The organism is Halostagnicola sp. A-GB9-2 (genome assembly GCF_030068615.1).
Classification (GTDB): domain Archaea; phylum Halobacteriota; class Halobacteria; order Halobacteriales; family Natrialbaceae; genus Halostagnicola.
This window is the reverse complement of record NZ_JASJOC010000009.1, coordinates 89,760-109,819: the sequence shown is the minus strand read 5'-3', so window position 1 is coordinate 109,819 and position 20,060 is coordinate 89,760. Positions and strand designations below refer to the sequence as shown.

Genomic DNA, 20,060 nt, shown 5'->3' with positions numbered 1-20,060 from the left:
TTAGTTGCCGAACAGAAGTCGTTTGAGCGCGGGGTTCTCGTCGACGAGGTCACGGGCTTCCATGACGTCATCGAGGGAGACGTCGCCCTGCTCCCCACTGGCCTCTCCGGCGGACTCGACCCATCGGCGGTTGACATCGTCGGATTTATCCAACGCGCGTTGGCTGAGCGCGCGCCCGCACCACACACAAACGTCACTATCTGTCGGGTTATCCCGATCACAGCTGGGGCAAGGGATCGGAGCGAGATCTTCGTGTTCATCCTCGCCGACGTCGATACCGTGGGCGCGGGCGATCTCCCGGTCGTTCGCGTCGCCGAAGACGCTGATGTACCGCGAGGCGATATCGGAGCCTCGTGTCCACCCGTGATGGTCCTCGAGGTGGGCCTGGGAGACGCCCTGCGATGCAAGATGCGAGGCCGAGGACTTCCGGAAGCTCGAGGGAGTGACCGGCCGTTCGACATCGACCTTTCGCGCCTTCTCTTTGAGAACATCCCGGATTCGGTTATTCGAGATCTCGCGACCCGAGTTGAGCGCACAGAACAGCGGGTCGTTTCGATCACCTGGATGCACCTCGAGCCACCGCTGGACGTAGGGGACCGACGGGATCAACACGGGCGATCGCCGACCAGTCTTCCCGTTGACGGTGACCTGGAGTCCGTATTTGTGGTCAGTGATCTGCTTGGGCGTCAGGTCGAACAGTTCGTACGGACGCGGGCCGAGATCCCAGGCGAGTGCGATGAGCGCGCGATCGCGAAGGTTCGAGCACGCGTCGATCATCGGGAGGATTTCCTCTTCCCAGCGGAGCATGTCTCCGGGATCGGGCGCGGGATCGTAGTTGCTGGGGTATCCACCGGGAACCCACTCGAGACTCTCGGGGATACCGTCGACGTCGTCTCCACTAGCGAGCTTTCCGAACTGCCGGAGGGTGACGCGGTAATCCTTGTTGGTCTCGGCCGAGTTGGACTTCTCGGTGTTGATCCAGGCGACGAGGTTCTCAGCGGCGTCGCGATCTTCGAGTGCGTCAGCGAGACCACCGACTTCCTGAGCGAGTTTGACGGCTCGCATGAGGTACTTCTCGTGTGCGAAGTGACCGTACTTCGACTCCCCGAGGATACGGATGCGGTTACTCATTCGGAGGAGTGCTTGAGCGTCGTCCTCGCTCATCTCCTCGACGCCATCGATCCGCTCGCGGAGTCGTTTGATCGACTGTTCCGGATGCGCAGTCATGACTTATACTATTTCAGTGGGCATGTAAAGGTCGGGTTAGGATCCCTCCCCGGGCATTTTCCCAAGAAGTCACGAACGAAGTGAGTGACCACGCCGGAAAATGCCCGGGGAGGCGAAGAACCCGGTGGTCTTCGTGAACGAGTGAAACGAGTGAGCGAAGGCTCGAGAGAGCTTGCTCTCTCGGTGGTTCGGAGCCCGGAGAACCGGTCGATCACCTATTATGTCGCTCTACGCCCATATGACGACTGAATCACACGATATCAGTCCTCGCAGTACGCTTCGATACCCTCCTGACCGACGGACTCGTCCTCGAGTCCGATACAACCCTCACGCGAGTTCAACCATCGGACTAGCCGCTCACCGTCTCGATAGATGCGAACGTTTCGGACGACCGCCGACGTGTCGTTGATAGCACTGATCTCCTCGAGTACCGACGGACAGTTCACGTCGAACTCGCGGGGATAGTCCGGATCGGCGGCGTCAAAATCATCGGTCGCCGGCGCTGACGTCGGGCCATCACGGTAAGAAATCTCTACGATGATTTCCTCGGGTTCTGGGTAGTCGTCGACGGCGACTGTTATTCGCGAGCAGTCATAGAACGTGATGGTTACGCCTTCGGCCTCCCGTGTATACGGGTGACGACGGTCGTCGTGGTCGTACGCTTGGTAGGCTAGTTGTGGCTATCCCAATACCGCAAGTATAGTTTGCCGTCGAAGAACACGCTCGCCTGCCATGCCTACTACTGGCATATCGCAGTGTAAATACTCCTCATCCCGCTCTCTGATCGATCGCGCTGAATGTCTTCCTGCTGTTCATAGCCTTTCTCTAATTTTTCAGGAATCCGATCAATCTCACTGCCGAGCAGCGAGGCTGTTTCGAGTAGCGAACGGGTGAAAAACGTACTCAATTCGGCGCAGACGGTTCGTCGTTCGTCGACAGCGTCGAACTACTGGGAGACCGAGAGGGGATCCGATTCGTCGTCAACCGATCCGGATTGCGACTCGCTCGAGTCGTCGGATTGCTCTGCGGTGGCGGCGATGAGCGTCAAGAGGAAGTACTGGTGGGTGCTGGTGTACTCCCCGCTCGACCACGTGATTCGCTGAACCGCCTCGCTCGAAAAGTGGTCCTCAAGTTCGGATGGATCGCCCGTCGCCTCCGCGAGGGCGACCGGAGGGCTCTCGGCTCCGCTTGCACCCTGGCCCAGAAGGTTGAAGACGCGGTCTTTGAGGGCGGGATGTTCGGAGAGCCACTCGTAGCCGAACCGCTTGACACGGTAGGTGAGCGAGTCGATCGGCGCGCCGAAATCGACGTAGTCGATCTCGACCGTCTCGGGGTGGAGTTGGGAGAGGAACTCCCGGTAGAGCTTGGTTCCGTCCTTTTGTTCCGGGGGACAGGCCATCGCCTCGGTAAAGAACGGAAGCGAGTAAAACGGCGTCGTCGACCAGGTGTAGTATCGCGTTCGGTCTTCGCCGTGGTTGAGCCAGTTGATGCCGCGCTCTCGGACGAGGAAGTGAACGTATCTCCCCTCGAGCGTCGATTCGGGATAGGACAGCAGTCTGTTGCTGATCGAACTGATGAGTTTGGTGCGTTCGATATCGACGATGTCCGTCACCTCCTCGAGCGAAAAGACGTGTTGTCCGTCGATGACCAGTTCGACAAGTTCGTCCATGGACTCGACGTCTTTCGACGGGGTGAGGTCCGGCATCGCCTTGTCTCCCCCGTCGCCGGTCACGAAGGTACAGGCGGGGTGGTCCGTCGACACCTGTTCGGCGAAGTTGAGTCCGAGGGACATCCCGAGATTGTTCATCCCTTGACTCATCTCGAGAAGTTGTTCCCGATGCTGGTCGGTTCTGTCTGCAACGTACGATTGCCACGGAACGTCGAGCGCGTTCGCGACCTGCCTCGCGACATCGACTTCCGCCGCGTTTCCGCCGTTTTTCCGCGCTGACGTCGCTGCTACCAGTTCCGTATCGGTATGGGTGTAGCCGCCAATCACCGCCCGCGAGTCGAGGCCGCCGCTCAGCGAGACGATCGTTTTGTCGGTTGCACGGGCGCGGTTCTGGCAAGCTTCGATGAATTCGTTCCGGAGGCGACGGGCGTTCTCGTCGACGGAGTGATTCTCGTTCGAGTGTTCGTCGAACCGGAACTCGTACGTCGACCGGACGGTCCCCGAGTCAACCTCGAGGACCGAACCCGGCGGAAGTTGCTCGACGCCGTCGAACAGCGTCCGCGTGCCGAGCGGGTAGCCGAACAATAGCATCTGGCCGAGAGCAACCCTATCGGCGGAGAGTCCATCACCGAATTGGTGAGCCAGTTCGCGAACGATCTTGAGTTCGCGGGTGAGTATCGTCGTCTCTCCGACGGTCGCACGGTAGGTCGGCAGTCGACCGAACGCATCGTTTATCGCCCACGTCGTCCCGTCGGTTTGATCGACAATTAGCAGAAGAAAATCACCGTCTCGCTGAGCGACCCACTCGGAAAGTTCCGACTGTCGATCCGCCGAGACGAACTCGGCAACCTCCGTTACCGCCGCCGCAACGTCGTCTGTGCCGTAAAGATGGCCCTCGAGAACGATCGTGTATTCATCCGTCTCAAAAACTTCGACTGGATATTCGTCGTACCCGGTGTATGCGACGACCTGCTCGTCGCCATCGGTTACGTGGTGACAGTCGTAGCTGTCGTTGAAACAGACTGAAAGAAGTGCATCGTCGACGGCCTCGTGATCGTGTGGATCGCGGGCGACAGTAATGCCTGGCATACGACATCGAAGGGAGATGGCAGGGATTATTATAGAGCTGTTAAACGCGCCAACGTACAGTATCCGATTAGTGAAGATTACTTTCGTGCTAGCTTCAACTACTTCTTCGACAGAAAATAGGAGGGAAACCACTGGAATCGATAGAGGAGTATACCTCGAGTGAACAAAACTTTACAGTTACCGACGAATTCGGCGGAGATTCGATCGGAAAGGGGCAGACGCGTAACCAACCAGTTGTTCGAAAGTTACGACGTTACTGCGTCCGGTCGAGGATCCGAATGAGATCGAACGAGACGTCGGTCTCGTCGTTTGCCCACACGCCGATATCCCCGTCTTCCCAGGTCGTGTCGTTTCCGGAAACCGTCGCGACGGCTTCCTCCGTAGCGGTGTCGTAGAGTTCACAGACGTGGTCTTCGTCCTGATCGGGATGGTGCCACCAGTGGCGCACTCGGTACCACGTTCCGGTGTCGTAACTCAGCCCGTATTCGCCGGTTCCTACGGTCGTGCTCGAACTGCCGTCGTGGAGATCGACCCGAAACCCGCTCGAGCTCAACTCGACGCGATAGTGGCCGTCGCCACCTTCGGAGCCCTGACGACCGAACTGGAAGCGAGTTAGGCCCGGGGTATGAATCTGGACGTAGAACTCCCAGAGGTCGCCCGGCTGTGGAAAGTTCTCGAGCGAGGGGCTGTTGTCCTCGTTTGCGAACGCTCGAGTGAGTCCATCATCGTAACACCGCAGCGCGTAGGAGTTGTCGTAACTATCGCTGTGAGCGTCGACGGTCCCCGTTTGTGATGGGATCTGCCATTCGTCCAGGCCGCTTTCTGCGAAGTCATCGACGACGAGTTCTCCTGTCCCCCCGTCGTCGCCGTCGTTTTGTTCGCGGATCGTGATCTCGTCAAAATACATCCGATCGTTACCGCTGATCCAGTACGCGATACTCGACCGCTCGTATCCCGTGTACTGCGTCGAATCGGTTGTGACCTCCCCGATCGTTTCCGTCCCGTCGCCGGTGTCGATCGAGATCGTCCAATCGTCGCCGTCCGTCCCGTCGACGACCAGCCGATACCACGTCGCCGTCTCGACGGGCACGTCGGTACTCCCGAGGTACGAATCGCCATCCGCTCCGCGCTCTTGGAACCAGAGGGAGGATTCGGCATCATCGAAGGAGACGCCCAGTCGGAACGTTTCCGAATAGTCGTCGGATTGGGTCCCAAAGTACGCGTAGAACGCCTCCTCGAGAGTTTGTGTGTTCCACCAGAACTCCCACCGATCGTTCCGTCCCGGGTACGCATTCAATCCGGTATCGGATCGAACCGCACCCGAGAACCCGCTATCGCCGTCGAGTTCTAAGCCGTAGTCGCCGCGGTAGGCGCCAGACTGGGTGACGGTCGCTTCGGTTTCGACCGAATAGTTGTCGAGGTTCCCGTCTTCGAAGTTGTCGATGACGGTCCCTGGTGTCTCGTCGTCACCGTTTTCGTCGTCTTCGTACTCGAAAGAGAACGCCGGGAGATTTCCGTTGTCATCTACTGGACTCTCGAGTCCGAGATCTGCGGCGGAAACCGTGGTATCGCTGTACGTATCACCGTCGTGGTGGAGCGTGCCAACGGATCCGATGTTGAATTCGTTTCCGTTGTCCGATGCGATGCGGACGTCGTCTTCGAAATAGACGTCGGAATCGTTTTCGTAACGGGAACTGATCCAGAACGTGTTGTTGTTGGACCCCTCGTCCAATATGTAACAGTCCTCGAACGTTACGTCGACATCTGCATCGGGGGTTCCCGTTCTAATCGGACGGTTGGACCCACCTCGGATGTGTACGACCGTTTTTTCGAAGGCGATTTCGTCCGCTTCGGTTCGGATCTGGATCACCTCGCTTCCCCAGTCGGGACCGTCCGCAATGATTTCGAGTCCGATCACGCTCATGTTATCGCCGGCGTTGACAACGAACGGTGTTCCGTTCTGAGTTTCCTCACCGTCCGGTCTGTCGGTAACTTCGGTGACGCCGCCGATGATCTGATCGTTATGCGAGATCCGCATATTGCCACGTCCGTTGTTTCTCGCGGTGCAGTCCCACAGGACGTTCCGTCCCGCCTCGTCATTGCTATGAACGTAAAACGCATTGGAGTGAAAGCCCTCGGCGACACACTCCTTCCAGACGTTCAGCCCGTCGTGTGCGGGGTCTGCATTCGGACCGTAGGCGTGGTCGTGAGTGTCTGCGTCCGGATGCTCACCCATCATCGACGTTCCGCCGTCCGGGAATTCGCATCGATGGATAAACGCAGTCGCTCCGTCGGCCGCCTGTACGAGAAAGGTACCCCACCCGCCGACCGTCTCGAGTTCGCCGTCGATGATTTGTTGGCGGTGTCTCGATCCCTCGAGTCTGACGTCTTCGAGCCACGCCCGCGACCCAATACCGTTGCTGCTGAGGATACCAACGTCTGTGCTCAACCCGTTACCCGGGTCCTCAGAGATATCGAACGTGACGCCCTCCATTACCAGATAGTCGGGCGTTGTAGCAAATAGCCACTCGACGCCGTCGTCTGCGCCGACGTAGTAGATCCTCGCCCCGTCGCCAACAATGCCAACAGTTCCCGAGTGGACGCTAACCGTCGATTCCATCTCGTAGGTCCCGCTTCCGAGGTCAACGATCGCGTTCTGATCGGCCGCCTCCTCGATACGGTTCGAGAGGTCGCCGTTTCGACCGTCGTAATTCGAGGCGTCCACCGTCTCGAATTCTTCGCGCACGTCGGGCTTTGCCTGCCAGAGGTCCCAGGCGTCGTCCGGGACGTCGGCTGTAAGGTCGTAGTAGTCATCGGATTGGACGCGAGTCGTGCGAGCGGATGTAGTTGCTGCTGTTATTCCGGAGTTGATTCCGAGCAACGAAGCGCCGAGACCCACGCCGCTGGCTTTCATATAGTCGCGGCGTCCGAACGTATCTGCGGTTGAACCGCGATCTTTTTCATCTCCGCTACTGTTACGTTTTGTCTTTTCAGACATGATAGATTATATATTTCCATAGGCAATAAGTCCTATCATAGTACTACTATTTCAAAGACGAAACGATGTGGAGCAACAGAAAAGTAATATGCATTTCAAGAGAATTTTAACACTTCAGATCTGAACGCAGATTTGACGTTGCTCAGTAACGGAATCGATACAATCCCCTGAAGGGGAGCAGTTCACCCCTTCAAGTCCGTTGAGTCGATTGTCTCTCACGAAATCGTGCCAAAAACCGCTCGAGAGCGACAACAGGGAATCGATTTCGCCTCGGGCGAACGTCGTTCTCGGATGTTCGAACTTCCAACTGATCGAAGCCTACAGTGCCACGGTGTCGGAGAAGAAAGGAAGAATTAAGCGGTCTCCGATAGCTGTCCGAAACGGGGCGTATGCTCCGCTTCCGGCGAAACAAACCACAGACGGAACGGTCATCGCTGAAGGTTTCCGGCGAAGGCACACGACGGCGCGAACGGACGTTTGGATCCGGCGTCCCGCACCGTCGTCCGAGCCGAGCCCACCGCCGATAGGGGATGGCGCGTCCGACTCGTGGCCGTAAAAGCCCCCGGAAGCCACGTACGACGCCGAGGCTCGGATAACGCACTCGCGAAAACCGAGTCGAAGAACTCGTACGGATTTTCAGGAACTAACGCTGGACAGCGACGCACTCGAGAACAAGTTCCGGAGTAAAACGCCGTCACTGATCCGAGGACCTCGTTCGGAGACGTATCCGGCGAATTGAAGTGTGCGTCCCCCGCTTTCGAGAGTATGAACGAGACGAGACGAGCGATTCTCGAGACGCTATCCGAAGGGCCGGTCGGTGGACCGGCGCTCGCGGAGTCGCTCGATGTTTCGCGGGCGGCGGTCTGGAAGCAGATCGACGAACTACGCGATGCGGGCTTCGAGATCGAAAGCGGGTCGGACGGCTACGTTCTCAACGCGATCACGGAGTACAACGCGGCCGCCGTCGAGTACGGTCTCGAGGCACCGTTTTCCGTCGAGTATCACGACGCCATCGGGAACACGAACGATCGCGCACGCGAACTCGCGACCGACGGCGTCACAGACGTGGCCGTCCTCGCCGATGAGCAAACCGGCGGACGAGGTCGGCTCGAGCGAACCTGGAGCGCACCGAGTGGCGGCGTCTGGACGAGCCTCGTCTGCCGGCCGGATATCTCCCCGATGCGAGCGCCGTTGTACACGTTGGCTGCTGCAGTTGCGACAACGCGAGCGGCTCGCGAAGCGGGCGTCGACGCCCGAATCAAGTGGCCGAACGATGTCGTCGTCCCCAGCGACGACGAGAGTCTCGACCGGCCCTACCGAAAACTCGCGGGAATTCTCACGGAGATGGAAGGTGAAACCGACCGCGTGGCCTGGGTCGTCGTCGGTATCGGCGTAAACGCGAACATCGACGCATCGTCTCTGCCACCGGAAGCAACCAGTATTCGAGCCGAGGCCGACGACGTCGACCGGCGCGTGTTCGTCCAGCGGCTGCTCGAGGAGTTCGACGCCCAACGAAACTCCCTCGAGGAAGTCGCCGATGCGTGGCGGGATCACGCGCTAACGATTGGAACGCGCGTTCGAGTCGACAGAACCAACGAAGCAATCGTCGGCACCGCCGTCGACATCACTGAGACCGGATCGCTGGTGGTAGAGACGGACGACGGAGAGCAAATCGTTTCCGCAGGTGACTGTGAACACTTGCGAAGGGTCTAAACCGGATTTCGGGTATTCATGCTCCCCCGAGAGAAACTACGCGCGGCTTCACATATCCAGTAACCGTCACAAGCTTTGTATTTTCTGTTCGCGCTCGCGCGCGTACGTGACCTTTTTAACCCCCGAACCACTATCCGGAAACAGGTTTTCATGTCTCAGGAAAGCGAGTACGGCGCCGGCCAGATTCAGGTTTTAGAAGGCCTGGAGGCCGTTCGCAAGCGCCCGGCGATGTACATCGGTTCTACCGATTCTCGAGGATTACACCATCTCGTCTACGAGGTGGTGGACAACTCGATCGACGAGGCACTGGCAGGCCACTGTGACGATATCACCGTCTCGATCCACGACGACGGAGCCGTTACCGTCACGGACGATGGCCGTGGGATTCCCGTCGACACCCACGAAGAATACGACCGTCCGGCGCTCGAGGTGATTTTAACCGTCCTCCACGCCGGCGGGAAGTTCGACAACAAGTCCTACCAGGTCTCAGGCGGCCTCCACGGCGTCGGCGTCTCCGTGGTAAACGCCCTCTCGAGTCGGTTCGAGGTCGAGGTCAGGCGCGACGGCGGCGTCTTCGAACACGCGTTCGAACGCGGCGAACCCCAGGGCGATATGGAGCGGGTTCGGGACCTCGCAGACGACGAGGATACGGGCACCGAGATCACGTTTTGGCCCGACGACGAAGTCTTCGAGACGGACCAGTTCGCGTTCTCGACGCTCTCGAACCGGCTTCGGGAGCTTGCCTTCCTCAACTCCGGCGTTCACATCACCCTGCGTGACGAGCGCGAACGAGACGATGACGACCAGTTCGTCTCCGAAACGTACGAGTACGAGGGCGGTATCCGCGAGTTCGTCGAGTATCTCAACGAGACGCGCTCGGCGATGCACGAGGAGATCATCTACTTCGAGGACGAAGACGAGAACATTCAGGTCGAGGTGGCGATGCAGGCGACCCAGGAACTGCAGGGCTCGATCCACGCGTTCGCCAACAACATCAACACGCGCGAAGGCGGGACGCACCTCACCGGCTTTAAGACCGCACTCACCCGCGTGGTCAACGATTACGCAAAGGAAAATGACCTTCTCTCGGACCTCGAGGATAACCTCAAAGGGGAAGATATCCGCGAGGGGCTCACGGCGGTTATTTCGATCAAACATCCGGACCCGCAGTTCGAGGGCCAAACCAAGACGAAACTCGGGAACAGCGAAGTCCGGGGAATCGTCGAAAGTGCCATGCACGAGGGGCTGGGAATCTACTTCGAAGAGAATCCCGACACCGCCCAGGCGGTCGTCATGAAGGCCGTCGAAGCGGCCAAGGCACGAATGGCGGCCCGAAAAGCCGAAGAGCTGACTCGGCGAAAGTCTGCACTCGATTCGACCTCGTTACCGGGCAAACTCGCGGACTGTCAGACCAAAGATCCCGAGGAAGCCGAACTGTTCGTCGCGGAGGGTGACTCCGCGGGCGGAAGCGCAAAACAGGCCCGAAACCCCGAGTATCAGGCCGTTTTGCCGATCAAAGGAAAGATCCTGAACGTCGAAAAGCATCGACTCGATCGAATCCTCGAGAACGACGAAATTCGGAACCTGATCACCGCGATCGGGGCAGGAATCGGCGACGAGTTCGACACCGACGGGATCCGATACAAGAAGATCATCATGGCGACGGACGCAGACGTCGACGGGGCACACATTCGAACGCTCCTGCTGACGTTCATCTATCGGCACATGCGTCCGTTGCTCGAGGGCGGGTACGTCTACGCGACCCAGCCGCCCCTCTACCGGATTCGGTATCGAGGGGAGACCTACGACGCGATGACTGACGCGGAACGCGACGAGATCGTCGAAGAGAAGTGCGACGGGAATCCGACCCAGGTCCAGCGGTTCAAGGGTCTCGGCGAGATGAACCCCGAACAGCTCTGGGAGACGACGATGAATCCCGACAACCGCATCCTCAAACAGATCACCGTCGAGGACGCCGCGGCCGCGGACAAGATGTTCTCCGTGCTGATGGGCGACGCGGTCGAGCCCCGAAAGCAGTTCATCAAGGACAACGCGCCGGAAGCCGAGTGGATCGACATCTGATAGAGAGACAACATACATGAGTTCAGACGTACCCGAACCTACGGACGTAGAGGCCCGGACGGTCGAAACCGTCCGCATTGAAGACGAGATGGAGCAGAGTTACATCGACTATGCGATGAGCGTCATCGCGGGTCGAGCCCTCCCGGACGCTCGAGACGGACTCAAACCCGTCCACCGACGCATCCTGTACGCAATGTACGAGATGGGGATTACCAGCGGTTCGGCCCACCGGAAGTCCTCCTCGATCGTCGGCGAAACGATGGGTGACTACCACCCTCACGGCGACAGCGCGATCTACGATACGCTCGTCCGCCTGGCACAGGACTTCTCGATGCGCTATCCCCTCGTCGACGGGCAGGGGAACTTCGGATCGATGGACGGTGATCCGGCCGCAGCGCCACGATACACTGAGGCGCGGATGTCCTCGCTCTCCGAAGAGCTACTCGAGGATATCGACAAGGATACCGTCGACTTCCAGTCGAACTACGACGACCGACTCGAGGAACCGACCGTGCTTCCGTCGTCGTTCCCGAACCTGCTCGTCAACGGCTCGTCGGGAATCGCGGTCGGAATGTCGACGAACATCCCGCCGCACAACCTCGGCGAAGTGATCGACGCGACGGTCGAACTCATCGACGAGCCCGACTCGACCGTCGAGGACCTGATGGAACACGTCAAGGGTCCCGACTTCCCGACGGGTGCGAACATCGTCGGTCGCGATGCCATCTATTCGGCCTACGCCAGCGGTCGCGGGCGGCTCCGCGTCCGCGCCGAGTTCGAGGTCGAAGAGTGGAAGAACGACCGCGAGCGCATCGTCATCACGGAACTTCCGTACCAGTCGAACAAGGCCCGAATCGTCGAGCGCATCGCCGAAGACGTCAATGAGGGCGAAATCGAGGGGATATCGGACCTCCGAGACGAGTCGGACCGAAACGGCGTCCGCATCGTCGTCGACCTCAAACGCGGCGCGAACAGCGACGTCGTCAAGAACAAACTACTCGAGAATCACTTGGAGCGAACGTTCGGCGTTATCAATCTGGCGCTGGTCGACGGCCAACCGCAGGTCCTCTCGCTCAAAGAAACCTTAGAGGAGTACATCTCCCACCGTCGGGAAGTCGTGCGCCGACGAAGCGAGTACGACCTCGCCGAAGCCGAGGATCGCGCTCACATTCTCGAAGGTCGACTGAAAGCCCTCGAGAACGTCGAGGACGTCGTCGAACTGATCCGAAACTCCGAGGATCGATCGGCCGCGAGATCCGGGCTTGCAGAGGAGTTCGACTTCTCCGAGGCTCAGGCGGAGCACATCGTCAGGATGCAACTGGGCAGTCTCACGTCGATGGAATCCGCGGAGATCAAAGACGAGTACGAGGACGTTCAGGCCGAGATCGAACGTCTGACTGCGATCCTCGAGAGCGAGCAGAAACTGCTGACCGTCATCAAAGACGAACTTCGCGAGATCAAAGACGAGTATGACGACGAGCGTCGGACCTCGATCATCGAAGATCAGGGGACGGTCACACACGAGGATCTCATTCCGGAAGAAGACGTGGTCGTCGTCATGACCGAAGACGACTACGTCAAACGAATGCCGATCGACACCTTCGACCCCCAGGGCCGAGGCGGGAAGGGGATCATCGGCGCGGACATCAAAGACGAGGACCGCGTCACGACGGTCTTCCACGCGAACACCCACGACTACCTGCTCTGCTTTACCAACCACGGGCAGGTCTATCAGCTAAAAACCTACGAGATTCCGGAGATGGGTCGGACGGCGCGTGGCAAGTCCGCCGTCAACATTCTCGACCTCGACGACGGCGAGGAGATTACGGCGGTCGTCGACACCGACTCGTTCGAGGGCGACGAGTGCGTGACGATGGTGACGAAAAACGGCTACGTCAAGCGCACGTCGGGTGAGGAGTTCGACAACATCCTCACGACGGGGATCATCGCGGCCAGCCTCGAGGAGGGCGACGAACTCGTCGACGTGGAGGTAACCGACGGTTCGAACGATCTCGTCATCGCGACCGAACGGGGAATGACCATCCGGTTTGACGAAAGCGAAGTGCGCGAGATGGGTCGAAACGCCCGCGGTGTCAACGGGATCAAACTCCAGGGTGAAGGCGAGTCCAGCGACGCCGTCGCCGGACTCGTCGCGACCGATCGGGACGGGGACGACGATCGCGCGCTGTTGACAGTCACCCGAAACGGATACGGTAAGCGAACGTTGCTCTCGGAGTACAACACTCAGTCTCGGTACGGAAAGGGACTGATCGATATCAAGACCAACGATCGAAACGGCCCCGTTGCAGCTGTCAAGGCCGTCACGGAAGACGATCACCTCGTCGCGATGAGCGAACGCGGACAGATCATGCGGACTCGAGCCGGCGAAATCTCGACGGTCGGGCGCAATACCATGGGCGTCACCATCATGGACGTCAATTCCGAGGATGCCGTCGCGAGCGTCGACGTTATCCCGTCGATCGCTGCGGGTGACGACGACGCGAGTGAGTCACCCGAATCGGACGATAGTTAACCGGAAAACGCAGTGCTAACCGGCATACGCGGGCCTGATTTTGCGTTCCGAGATAACAGACCGATCCGAAGTAAACCGACGAATCAGAAAGAGGAGCAGAGATCGGTGTTGAAACCGGTCAGTGAGCCGGTTCTTCGGACGGTGCGACCATCTCATCGATGCGAAGAATGAGGATGTTGTTCGTATCGTCCTTTCCGTCGACGGTTCCCTCGATGAGAAGCTTCGAGAGCGGTGTCGGACCGACGACGACCGAGTCGTCCTCGTTGATGTCGCCGATCGCACCCTGGACATGAATTTCGGCGCGACAGAGTTCGGGGTGGTGGACGCTCGAGAGATCGATCTCTTCGATGATGACGTCCGTTACAGGCTCACCTTCGTGTTCGAGCGGGACGGAAGCCGGGTCGTCCATCTGCTGAATCTCGAGTGCCTCGTATGCCGCCGCTGTCGGCTTGTATCCCCCTTTCGGACCGGGGACACCTTCGACGAGCTGGAGTGCTTTGAGACTCTGCATCTGGTTGCGAATCGTTCCCGGGTTTCGATCGACCTGTTCGGCGATATCCTCGCCCTTGATCGCGTCGTCGGTTTCGTTGTGAAGGTTTGTGAGGGCGCGCAATATTTTCTTCTGACTTGGTGTGAGTTCGATTGATGACATATGGAATCTTACGTAATTGATTTCCTTAAACCCGGCGGGTGAGCCCGGTTTTCTTCTACAATTTTGTGTTGTTCCCGTGAGTAGTAAGGCGTTTCCTTTCTTTGAGAGGGGATCGGGCCGGTGGCGACCCATACCGACGTTCGGCAAACGACCAGTACTGACAGTCACAAAGATGGACTCACGCGGGAACGAGCCATCCCTCGAGCAACACGTCCGTGAGAACGTCCTCGAGCAGAAACATGAGGATGAAACCGACCACGAACGTTGCTGCGTTGACGCGAGTCAGGACCGCTTCGGCGTCGAATCGAATTAGTTCCGCGACCTCGATGAGCGCCTGAACGATCGCACCGACCGCGATCGCATAGAACAGGACGGCGAGCAGGGAAGATTCGCCGAAACTGCCGATCCACCCACCGAGGATGACCGGGCCACCGGCAATGAGTCCCATCGCCGCGAAGTGTCGAAGCGGCGGCGCGGATCGGTCTCGGGCGACGGCAGCAACGACCGTCGGCCCCTCCATTACGTTGTGGAGGATGAACGCGAGGACGAGGAGGGTCAACATCGAAGCGTCCTGGCCGATGAAGGCGACGCCGATACCGAGCCCTTCGCCGATGCTGTGTAATCCGAGTGCAAGCGCAACGAGATAGGCAATTTCGAGACCGCTCTTCCCGCTAGTCGCCATCTTTCGGTGTCGCCACTTACTGGCAACGTACATCACCGCGAAGGTCCCACCAACTCCGAGAACCGCGAGTCCTCCAGCGAAAACCGTACTCTCGGCCTCTCCGGCGTGTTCGACCGCCTCTTCGGTCATTTCGACGGCGATGAACGCCAGGACACCGGCCGCGAGCGCCAGAAACGCATGGAGATATCGAGGATCAAGCGCCCGAATAAACGGAAACCAGAGCATTCCGACGACGACGGGAACAACGCCGGCCAACGCGCCGATGATCGTCAACATCCACAGAATCTCGAGTCTGCTCGCGTTTTCGACGCCGCTGAGGTCGCCAAACGGCGAAGTCACGTACAAGAAGACGAAGATCGATCCGAGGACCACGACGGGACCGATTGCGAGTACCCACCGCGGAAGATTGGCGAGCGATCGGTCGGTCATCGACCGGACTCACCTCGACAGCGCAAAGCCCAAAAGTTCATTGAGTGCTATTTAGAGGCGTCTAAACTTATATGTTGGCTACGGAGCCTTAGATTGAGTCGAATCTAATGGGTTGGATGGAACGGAACAGCAGAGAATACCTGGACGTCAGGACTCTAGTTCGGGAAGCGGGGCAACGCGAACGTGGTGTGCCACGCCCTCCGGAAGCGACACGGGATCGTCGTGATCGGCGGCTCGAGTCGTCACCATCCCGAACGGAGCGACCTCGAGAATCTCGAGTTCGACGCCGGGCTCGACGCCGTGATCCGCGAGATACGAGAGGATCTCCGCATCGTGGTCGGCGACTTCCTCGACGACGACGATGTCGCCCTGTTCGAACTCGGTCACGGAGTCCCCATTTCGTTCTGCGGGTGGCTCGAGGTCGGCACCCGGAATCGGCGACCCGTGCGGGTCGACATCCGGTTCGTCCAGTGCGGCCGCGACACGCCGTTCGAAGTCTTCGCTGATGTGGTGTTCGAGCCGGTCTGCCTCCTCGTGGACTTCCGACCAGTCGTAGTCGAGATGTTCAGTGAGATACGATTCGAGGAGTCGGTGATGGCGAACGACCTCGAGTGCGACCGTCTCGCCCTCCGCGGTTAGGGTCACACCGCGGTACTTTTCTCGGTCGACGAGCCCGCGTTCCTCGAGTTTCCCGAGCATGCTCGTCACCGTCGGCGACGTGACGTCGAGTTCCGAGGCGATCTCGGAGGTTTTGATGCGGTCGTCCTGACCGCGCTGAAGCTGGTAAATGGCTTTGAGGTAGTCCTCCATCACGTCGCTCAGCATCATAGATGTAGTTTAGAGTCGTCTAACCCTAAATCTGTCGACAGCCGGAAACGGATCGTCATCACCAAGCGACTGGACGTGAACTGCCGATTATGGACCAGACCGTTCGAATCATCGGTGCACCGATGGACTACGGTGCGAACAGACGAGGCGTCGACATGGGACCGTCGGCTATCAGGTACGCCGGCGTCGCCGAGAAACTCGAGAGCGACGGCCTCGAGGTGACCGACTCGGGTGATCTTCGAATGCCTCGAGCGGAGGAGCGAGACCCGGAGGCGAATCAACCGAGCCGAGGAAACGCGAAGTTCCTCCGAGAGGTCGAGGACGTCAATACTCGATTGGCTCGACAAGTTCACGAAACGATCGAAGAGGGGATTTTCCCACTCGTCCTCGGCGGCGATCACTCGATAGCAATCGGCTCGATGAACGGGTCGGCGCGCGATGCTGACCTCGGCGTTGTCTGGTTCGACGCACACGCTGATCTCAACACGCCCGAAACCTCGCCCAGCGGGAACGTCCACGGGATGCCACTGGGGGCCACCCTCGGTCGCGGTCTCTTCGAAGACATGGACTGGGCACACGCCCCACGCGTCCGCGAAGAGTCAGTCGCGTATGTCGGCCTTCGAAGTATCGACGACCGCGAACGGGAACTCATCCGAAACAGCGATATTACGTCGTTTACGATGTCCGATATCGACAATCGCGGAATTGCGACCGTGGTCGAAGAAGCGCTCGAGGTCGCGACAACCGAGACCGACGGGATCCACGTGAGCCTCGACCTAGACTGGCTCGATCCCAAAACCGCACCCGGCGTCGGGACGCCCGTTCGCGGCGGCGTTACCTACCGAGAAGCGCATTCCGCTCTCGAGACCGTTTCGACCCGCCATGCAGAGGATGGCGTGCTCCGATCGATGGACGTCGTCGAGGTAAACCCGATCCTCGACGAAGCAAACGAAACGGCGACGTTGGCCGCCGAACTCACCGCGAGTGCGTTCGGCAAGCGAATTTTGTGAGACGATGTCGTGGTTCTGTGAGTGAGGAATTCGAAAGCGGAACGTTCCGTGTTCACGAAATGGAAATTCGTTAAACTAGAACGATAGTTGGTAAGCCGTCGAGAGAGTTTTTTGTCGTAAATCTCTGGTAGACGCCTTCACAAATTACTATAGACCGAGTAACTTTCAATCGTGGAAATGATGTCTTTCGGATACATGTGTGTGAACTAGCGGCACAGTGGTTTGTGTTTCAACACCTTTGTATCAGTGTGTTTCCCACTGTTGGGTATGACAGAGAATGTTGTCGTACTCGGTGCCGGGTACGCCGGGGCCGGCGCGGTCAAGAAACTCCAATCGGAGCTCGATGCTGACGCCCAACTCACGTGGATCGCCGACGTCAACTATCACCTCGTTCTACACGAATCCCACCGCGTGATCCGTGACCCCGACGTTCGATCGGATATCACGGTTCCCGTCGGCGATATCGCCGACCGCTCGACGGAGTTCATCAAAGACGAGGTCACCGGAATCGACACCGACGAACGGCACGTCTCCCTCGAGGGCGGCGAAGACGTCGAGTACGATTACCTGATGGTCGGACTCGGAAGTCAGACGGCCTACTACGGCATTCCCGGTCTCGACGAACACTCGCTCACGCTCAAGAGTCTCGACGACGCCCTCGAGATTCACGAAGCGATCAAAGAAGCCAGCGAGGACGCGACACGTGGCGAGCCCGCACAGATCGTCATCGGCGGCGCGGGTCTCTCGGGGATCCAGACGGCGGGCGAAATCGCGGAGTTCCGCGATATCCACCGCGCACCGATCGAGATCCACCTCGTCGAAGCGCTCGACGAAATCTTCCCCGGAAACGATCCGGAGATCCAGCAGGCGCTGCGTGACCTCCTCGAGGATGCGGGCGTTCAGATTCACACCGACGACCCGATCACGGAAGCTGAAGAAGGGGTCATCCACTTCGACGAGGGCGAACCCCTCGAGTTCGATACTTTCGTCTGGACCGGCGGAATCACCGGTCGAGAGGCACTCGACGACACCGAACTCGAGAACGAGCACAATCGCGTCACCACGGAGGCGAACTTCCAGACCTCCGACGACCGCGTCTTCGCCATCGGTGACTCGGCCATCATCGATCAGGGCGACCAGCCCGCACCACCGACGGCCCAGGCCGCTTGGCAAGCCGCCGAAGTCGTCGGCGAAAACATCTCTCGAGCGATCGAGGGTCGACCACTAAAAACCTGGGAGTACGACGACAAAGGGACAGTCATCTCGGTCGGCGAGAAGGCCGTCGCCCACGACGTCAAGATGCTTCCGTTCGATACCTTCGGCGGCTTCTCCGCCCAGAACCTGAAGAAATTCATCGCCGCCCGCTGGATCGCCGACATCACCTCCTGGAACCGGGCCCGAAAGTCCTGGTCCTCGCTGTAATTCAGCCGGTTTCTCCCTTAGACGCCCAGTATCGTTCTATTTCGGCCAGCTTTCGTTCTCGATCCGAGTTCACTTCGACTCGGAGTCGCATTCGACATCATCGGGAGTCCTATCACCGGATTCGTCGCTCGAGTCGGTACCCATCGGTCGCGCCGGAACACCCGCAACAGTCGTCTCGGCGGGAACGTCTCGCGTCACGAGCGAGTTCGCCGCGACGCGCGCGTTGGCCCCAATTTCGACGCCGGGGAGTACGATGGCTCCGGCACCGATCATCGCCCGTTCGCCAACGATGACCTCGCCCGTTCGATACTCTTCCTGTAAAAACTCGTGACAGAGGATCGTCGCGTCATAGCCCACGATCGCGTGCTCCCTGACGGTGATCAGTTCGGGCCAGAACACGTCCGGCGTCGCCTCGAGTCCCCACGAGACGCCGTCTCCGACGGTAACGCCGATTCGACGCATCAGCCACCGCTTGAGCACGAGGCTCGGCGAGAGCCGGACGAGCCAGACAACGATGTAGTTGATCGCGACCCGCATCGGATTCCGGGCGGTCGTCCAGTGAGCGAGCGAGTTCGATGGGCCCATCGTCGGATGAACCCGAACGCGGTCGTGTCGGCGGTTCGTCCCGTCGCCTTGATCCGTATCGTCGGTCACTGTCTCGTTCGTTCGTCGTCTTTCATCATGAAACCGACTGATTTTTCGGTCCCTCGAGCAGCGAGCGAAGACTCACTCGAGTTTCCCACCGAACGGCTCCCCGCTTGAGCGTTCGCCGGGAAGTCCAACGAGGTCGCAAAACGAGTCGGCGGACATCGAACAGCGGTAGGCCGGCTTGTACATCATGTTCTCCCCGCCCGCAACGACCGAAAACGCGTCGGCGACCTCCTCGCGGAGGTAGTACTGCGCCCGCTCGTTGCCGGATTTGACGTAGTAGTCGCTGAGTCGAACCGGATTCCTATCGAACAACCCGCCGGGTTCTCGGCCATTGATCATCACGATCGTCTTGTCCTCGAGGTACGCTTTCCCGTCGCGTGCACGCTTTGCATGGGCGTTTTCGGAATGCGTCTCGAGAATTTGCCGTCGTCGACCGGCGGGCGTATCGGGTTCGAGAACCCCGACCTCCTCGACGGTAAAGTAGCCGATGAGGTATCGATGCGCGCGGTCACCGTCCGGTCGCCGAAGTCCGGCGTAGAAGCCGACGATATCGCCCGGCTCGAGGGCTCGTAACCGACCGACGTATCCGCTGGTTCGATGCTCTCCGTAGGTTAGTGCATCAAAATTCGGGTCTCGGTGAAGCGGCCACTCGGCAAGTTCGTCGCCGGAGACGCGCATTTCGCCGTCCGCGACCGGTTGAGGCGAGATCGTCGTTGCGAGATCGGCCGCGACATCGTCACGGGTTCGGAGCGGCCACGATCCGAGCGTTTCGGGTTCGCTGGTCTGACTGGTTTTCTCGGGGATCGGAATGTAATCGAAACACCCGTCCTCGGTGAGGCTTCCGAGCGTTCCGAGGTTCGTGCTGTCAGCGCCGACACCGGCGAGGACGACAGTCATAGTCGACGGTGGGTCAAGCCAGCGGATAAGTCCGCTGATGGATGGAGCGACCGAGTCGTTGCTCTGGGTCGATTCCACTGTTCCGGTGTCTCGCCGCCACTGAGCAGCGAGGGAAGGCTAAAGATCCAGTTCGTGGATTACGGAACGTCGCCGTTCCCCCAGGCGACAGCACGGCGCC

At 59.3% G+C, this 20,060-nt stretch carries 14 protein-coding genes; 5 read left to right on the top strand and 9 right to left on the bottom strand.

Annotated elements, in window-relative coordinates:
- From QNM96_RS18150 to QNM96_RS18135, 4 genes are all read right to left on the bottom strand, one after another.
- Complete coding sequence (locus tag QNM96_RS18150) at positions 1-1,227, bottom strand: site-specific integrase (RefSeq protein WP_283838119.1); 1,227 nt, start codon at positions 1,225-1,227, stop codon at positions 1-3.
- Between the two features lie 260 nt (positions 1,228-1,487).
- Complete coding sequence (locus QNM96_RS18145; RefSeq protein ID WP_283838118.1) at positions 1,488-1,673, bottom strand: hypothetical protein; 186 nt, start codon at positions 1,671-1,673, stop codon at positions 1,488-1,490.
- Positions 1,674-2,173: 500 nt separating this feature from the next.
- Complete coding sequence (locus QNM96_RS18140) at positions 2,174-3,985, bottom strand: asparagine synthase-related protein (protein WP_283838117.1); 1,812 nt, start codon at positions 3,983-3,985, stop codon at positions 2,174-2,176.
- Positions 3,986-4,238: 253 nt separating this feature from the next.
- Positions 4,239-6,983 carry a hypothetical protein gene (locus tag QNM96_RS18135; RefSeq protein WP_283838115.1) on the bottom strand — a complete coding sequence of 915 codons (2,745 nt, stop codon included), beginning with the start codon at positions 6,981-6,983 and terminating at the stop codon, positions 4,239-4,241.
- 765 nt (positions 6,984-7,748) lie between these two features.
- Between QNM96_RS18135 and QNM96_RS18130 the strand changes: the two genes are divergently transcribed.
- From QNM96_RS18130 to gyrA, 3 genes are all read left to right on the top strand, one after another.
- Positions 7,749-8,696, top strand: coding sequence for a biotin--[acetyl-CoA-carboxylase] ligase (locus tag QNM96_RS18130; protein WP_283838113.1), 948 nt, complete (start codon positions 7,749-7,751; stop codon positions 8,694-8,696).
- Positions 8,697-8,846: 150 nt separating this feature from the next.
- Positions 8,847-10,778 (top strand): DNA topoisomerase (ATP-hydrolyzing) subunit B, encoded by a 1,932-nt coding sequence (gene gyrB, locus QNM96_RS18125; protein WP_283838112.1) that lies wholly within the window; start codon positions 8,847-8,849, stop codon positions 10,776-10,778.
- Positions 10,779-10,794: 16 nt separating this feature from the next.
- Positions 10,795-13,311 (top strand): DNA gyrase subunit A, encoded by a 2,517-nt coding sequence (gene gyrA / locus QNM96_RS18120; protein ID WP_283838111.1) that lies wholly within the window; start codon positions 10,795-10,797, stop codon positions 13,309-13,311.
- Positions 13,312-13,429: 118 nt separating this feature from the next.
- Here the strand turns inward: gyrA and QNM96_RS18115 are convergent, their stop codons facing one another.
- The 3 genes from QNM96_RS18115 to QNM96_RS18105 form a co-directional block, all read right to left on the bottom strand.
- A complete protein-coding gene (locus QNM96_RS18115; protein WP_283838110.1) occupies positions 13,430-13,963 on the bottom strand; it encodes an Rrf2 family transcriptional regulator in 534 nt (177 codons plus the stop codon).
- Between the two features lie 178 nt (positions 13,964-14,141).
- On the bottom strand, positions 14,142-15,074 hold the full coding sequence (locus tag QNM96_RS18110; protein ID WP_283838109.1) for a metal cation transporter: 933 nt from the start codon (positions 15,072-15,074) through the stop codon (positions 14,142-14,144).
- Between the two features lie 147 nt (positions 15,075-15,221).
- Positions 15,222-15,902: a metal-dependent transcriptional regulator gene (locus QNM96_RS18105; RefSeq protein ID WP_283838108.1), complete on the bottom strand. Its 681-nt coding sequence runs from the start codon at positions 15,900-15,902 to the stop codon at positions 15,222-15,224.
- Between the two features lie 89 nt (positions 15,903-15,991).
- Here QNM96_RS18105 and rocF point away from each other — a divergent pair, with 89 nt between their 5' ends.
- Positions 15,992-16,912: an arginase gene (gene rocF, locus QNM96_RS18100; RefSeq protein ID WP_283838107.1), complete on the top strand. Its 921-nt coding sequence runs from the start codon at positions 15,992-15,994 to the stop codon at positions 16,910-16,912.
- Between the two features lie 267 nt (positions 16,913-17,179).
- Positions 17,180-18,334 (top strand): NAD(P)/FAD-dependent oxidoreductase, encoded by a 1,155-nt coding sequence (locus tag QNM96_RS18095; RefSeq protein WP_283838106.1) that lies wholly within the window; start codon positions 17,180-17,182, stop codon positions 18,332-18,334.
- Positions 18,335-18,403: 69 nt separating this feature from the next.
- On the opposite strand, the gene QNM96_RS18090 is transcribed toward QNM96_RS18095, so the two are convergent.
- A complete protein-coding gene (locus tag QNM96_RS18090) occupies positions 18,404-18,919 on the bottom strand; it encodes an acyltransferase (protein WP_283838151.1) in 516 nt (171 codons plus the stop codon).
- Positions 18,920-19,060: 141 nt separating this feature from the next.
- Positions 19,061-19,882: a hypothetical protein gene (locus QNM96_RS18085; protein WP_283838105.1), complete on the bottom strand. Its 822-nt coding sequence runs from the start codon at positions 19,880-19,882 to the stop codon at positions 19,061-19,063.
- Positions 19,883-20,060: the final 178 nt, after the last annotated feature.

Bases quoted from the DNA above. Each gene is read 5' to 3' on its own strand.
- rocF (WP_283838107.1), top strand. From the start codon at position 15,992: ATGGACCAGACCGTTCGAATCATCGGTGCACCGATGGACTACGGTGCG.
- QNM96_RS18090 (WP_283838151.1), bottom strand. From the start codon at position 18,919: ATGGGCCCATCGAACTCGCTCGCTCACTGGACGACCGCCCGGAATCCG.
- QNM96_RS18105 (WP_283838108.1), bottom strand. From the start codon at position 15,902: ATGATGCTGAGCGACGTGATGGAGGACTACCTCAAAGCCATTTACCAG.
- QNM96_RS18140 (WP_283838117.1), bottom strand. From the start codon at position 3,985: ATGCCAGGCATTACTGTCGCCCGCGATCCACACGATCACGAGGCCGTC.
- QNM96_RS18085 (WP_283838105.1), bottom strand. From the start codon at position 19,882: ATGACTGTCGTCCTCGCCGGTGTCGGCGCTGACAGCACGAACCTCGGA.
- gyrA (WP_283838111.1), top strand. From the start codon at position 10,795: ATGAGTTCAGACGTACCCGAACCTACGGACGTAGAGGCCCGGACGGTC.
- QNM96_RS18150 (WP_283838119.1), bottom strand. From the start codon at position 1,227: ATGACTGCGCATCCGGAACAGTCGATCAAACGACTCCGCGAGCGGATC.
- QNM96_RS18130 (WP_283838113.1), top strand. From the start codon at position 7,749: ATGAACGAGACGAGACGAGCGATTCTCGAGACGCTATCCGAAGGGCCG.
- QNM96_RS18115 (WP_283838110.1), bottom strand. From the start codon at position 13,963: ATGTCATCAATCGAACTCACACCAAGTCAGAAGAAAATATTGCGCGCC.
- gyrB (WP_283838112.1), top strand. From the start codon at position 8,847: ATGTCTCAGGAAAGCGAGTACGGCGCCGGCCAGATTCAGGTTTTAGAA.
- QNM96_RS18095 (WP_283838106.1), top strand. From the start codon at position 17,180: ATGACAGAGAATGTTGTCGTACTCGGTGCCGGGTACGCCGGGGCCGGC.
- QNM96_RS18135 (WP_283838115.1), bottom strand. From the start codon at position 6,983: ATGTCTGAAAAGACAAAACGTAACAGTAGCGGAGATGAAAAAGATCGC.
- QNM96_RS18110 (WP_283838109.1), bottom strand. From the start codon at position 15,074: ATGACCGACCGATCGCTCGCCAATCTTCCGCGGTGGGTACTCGCAATC.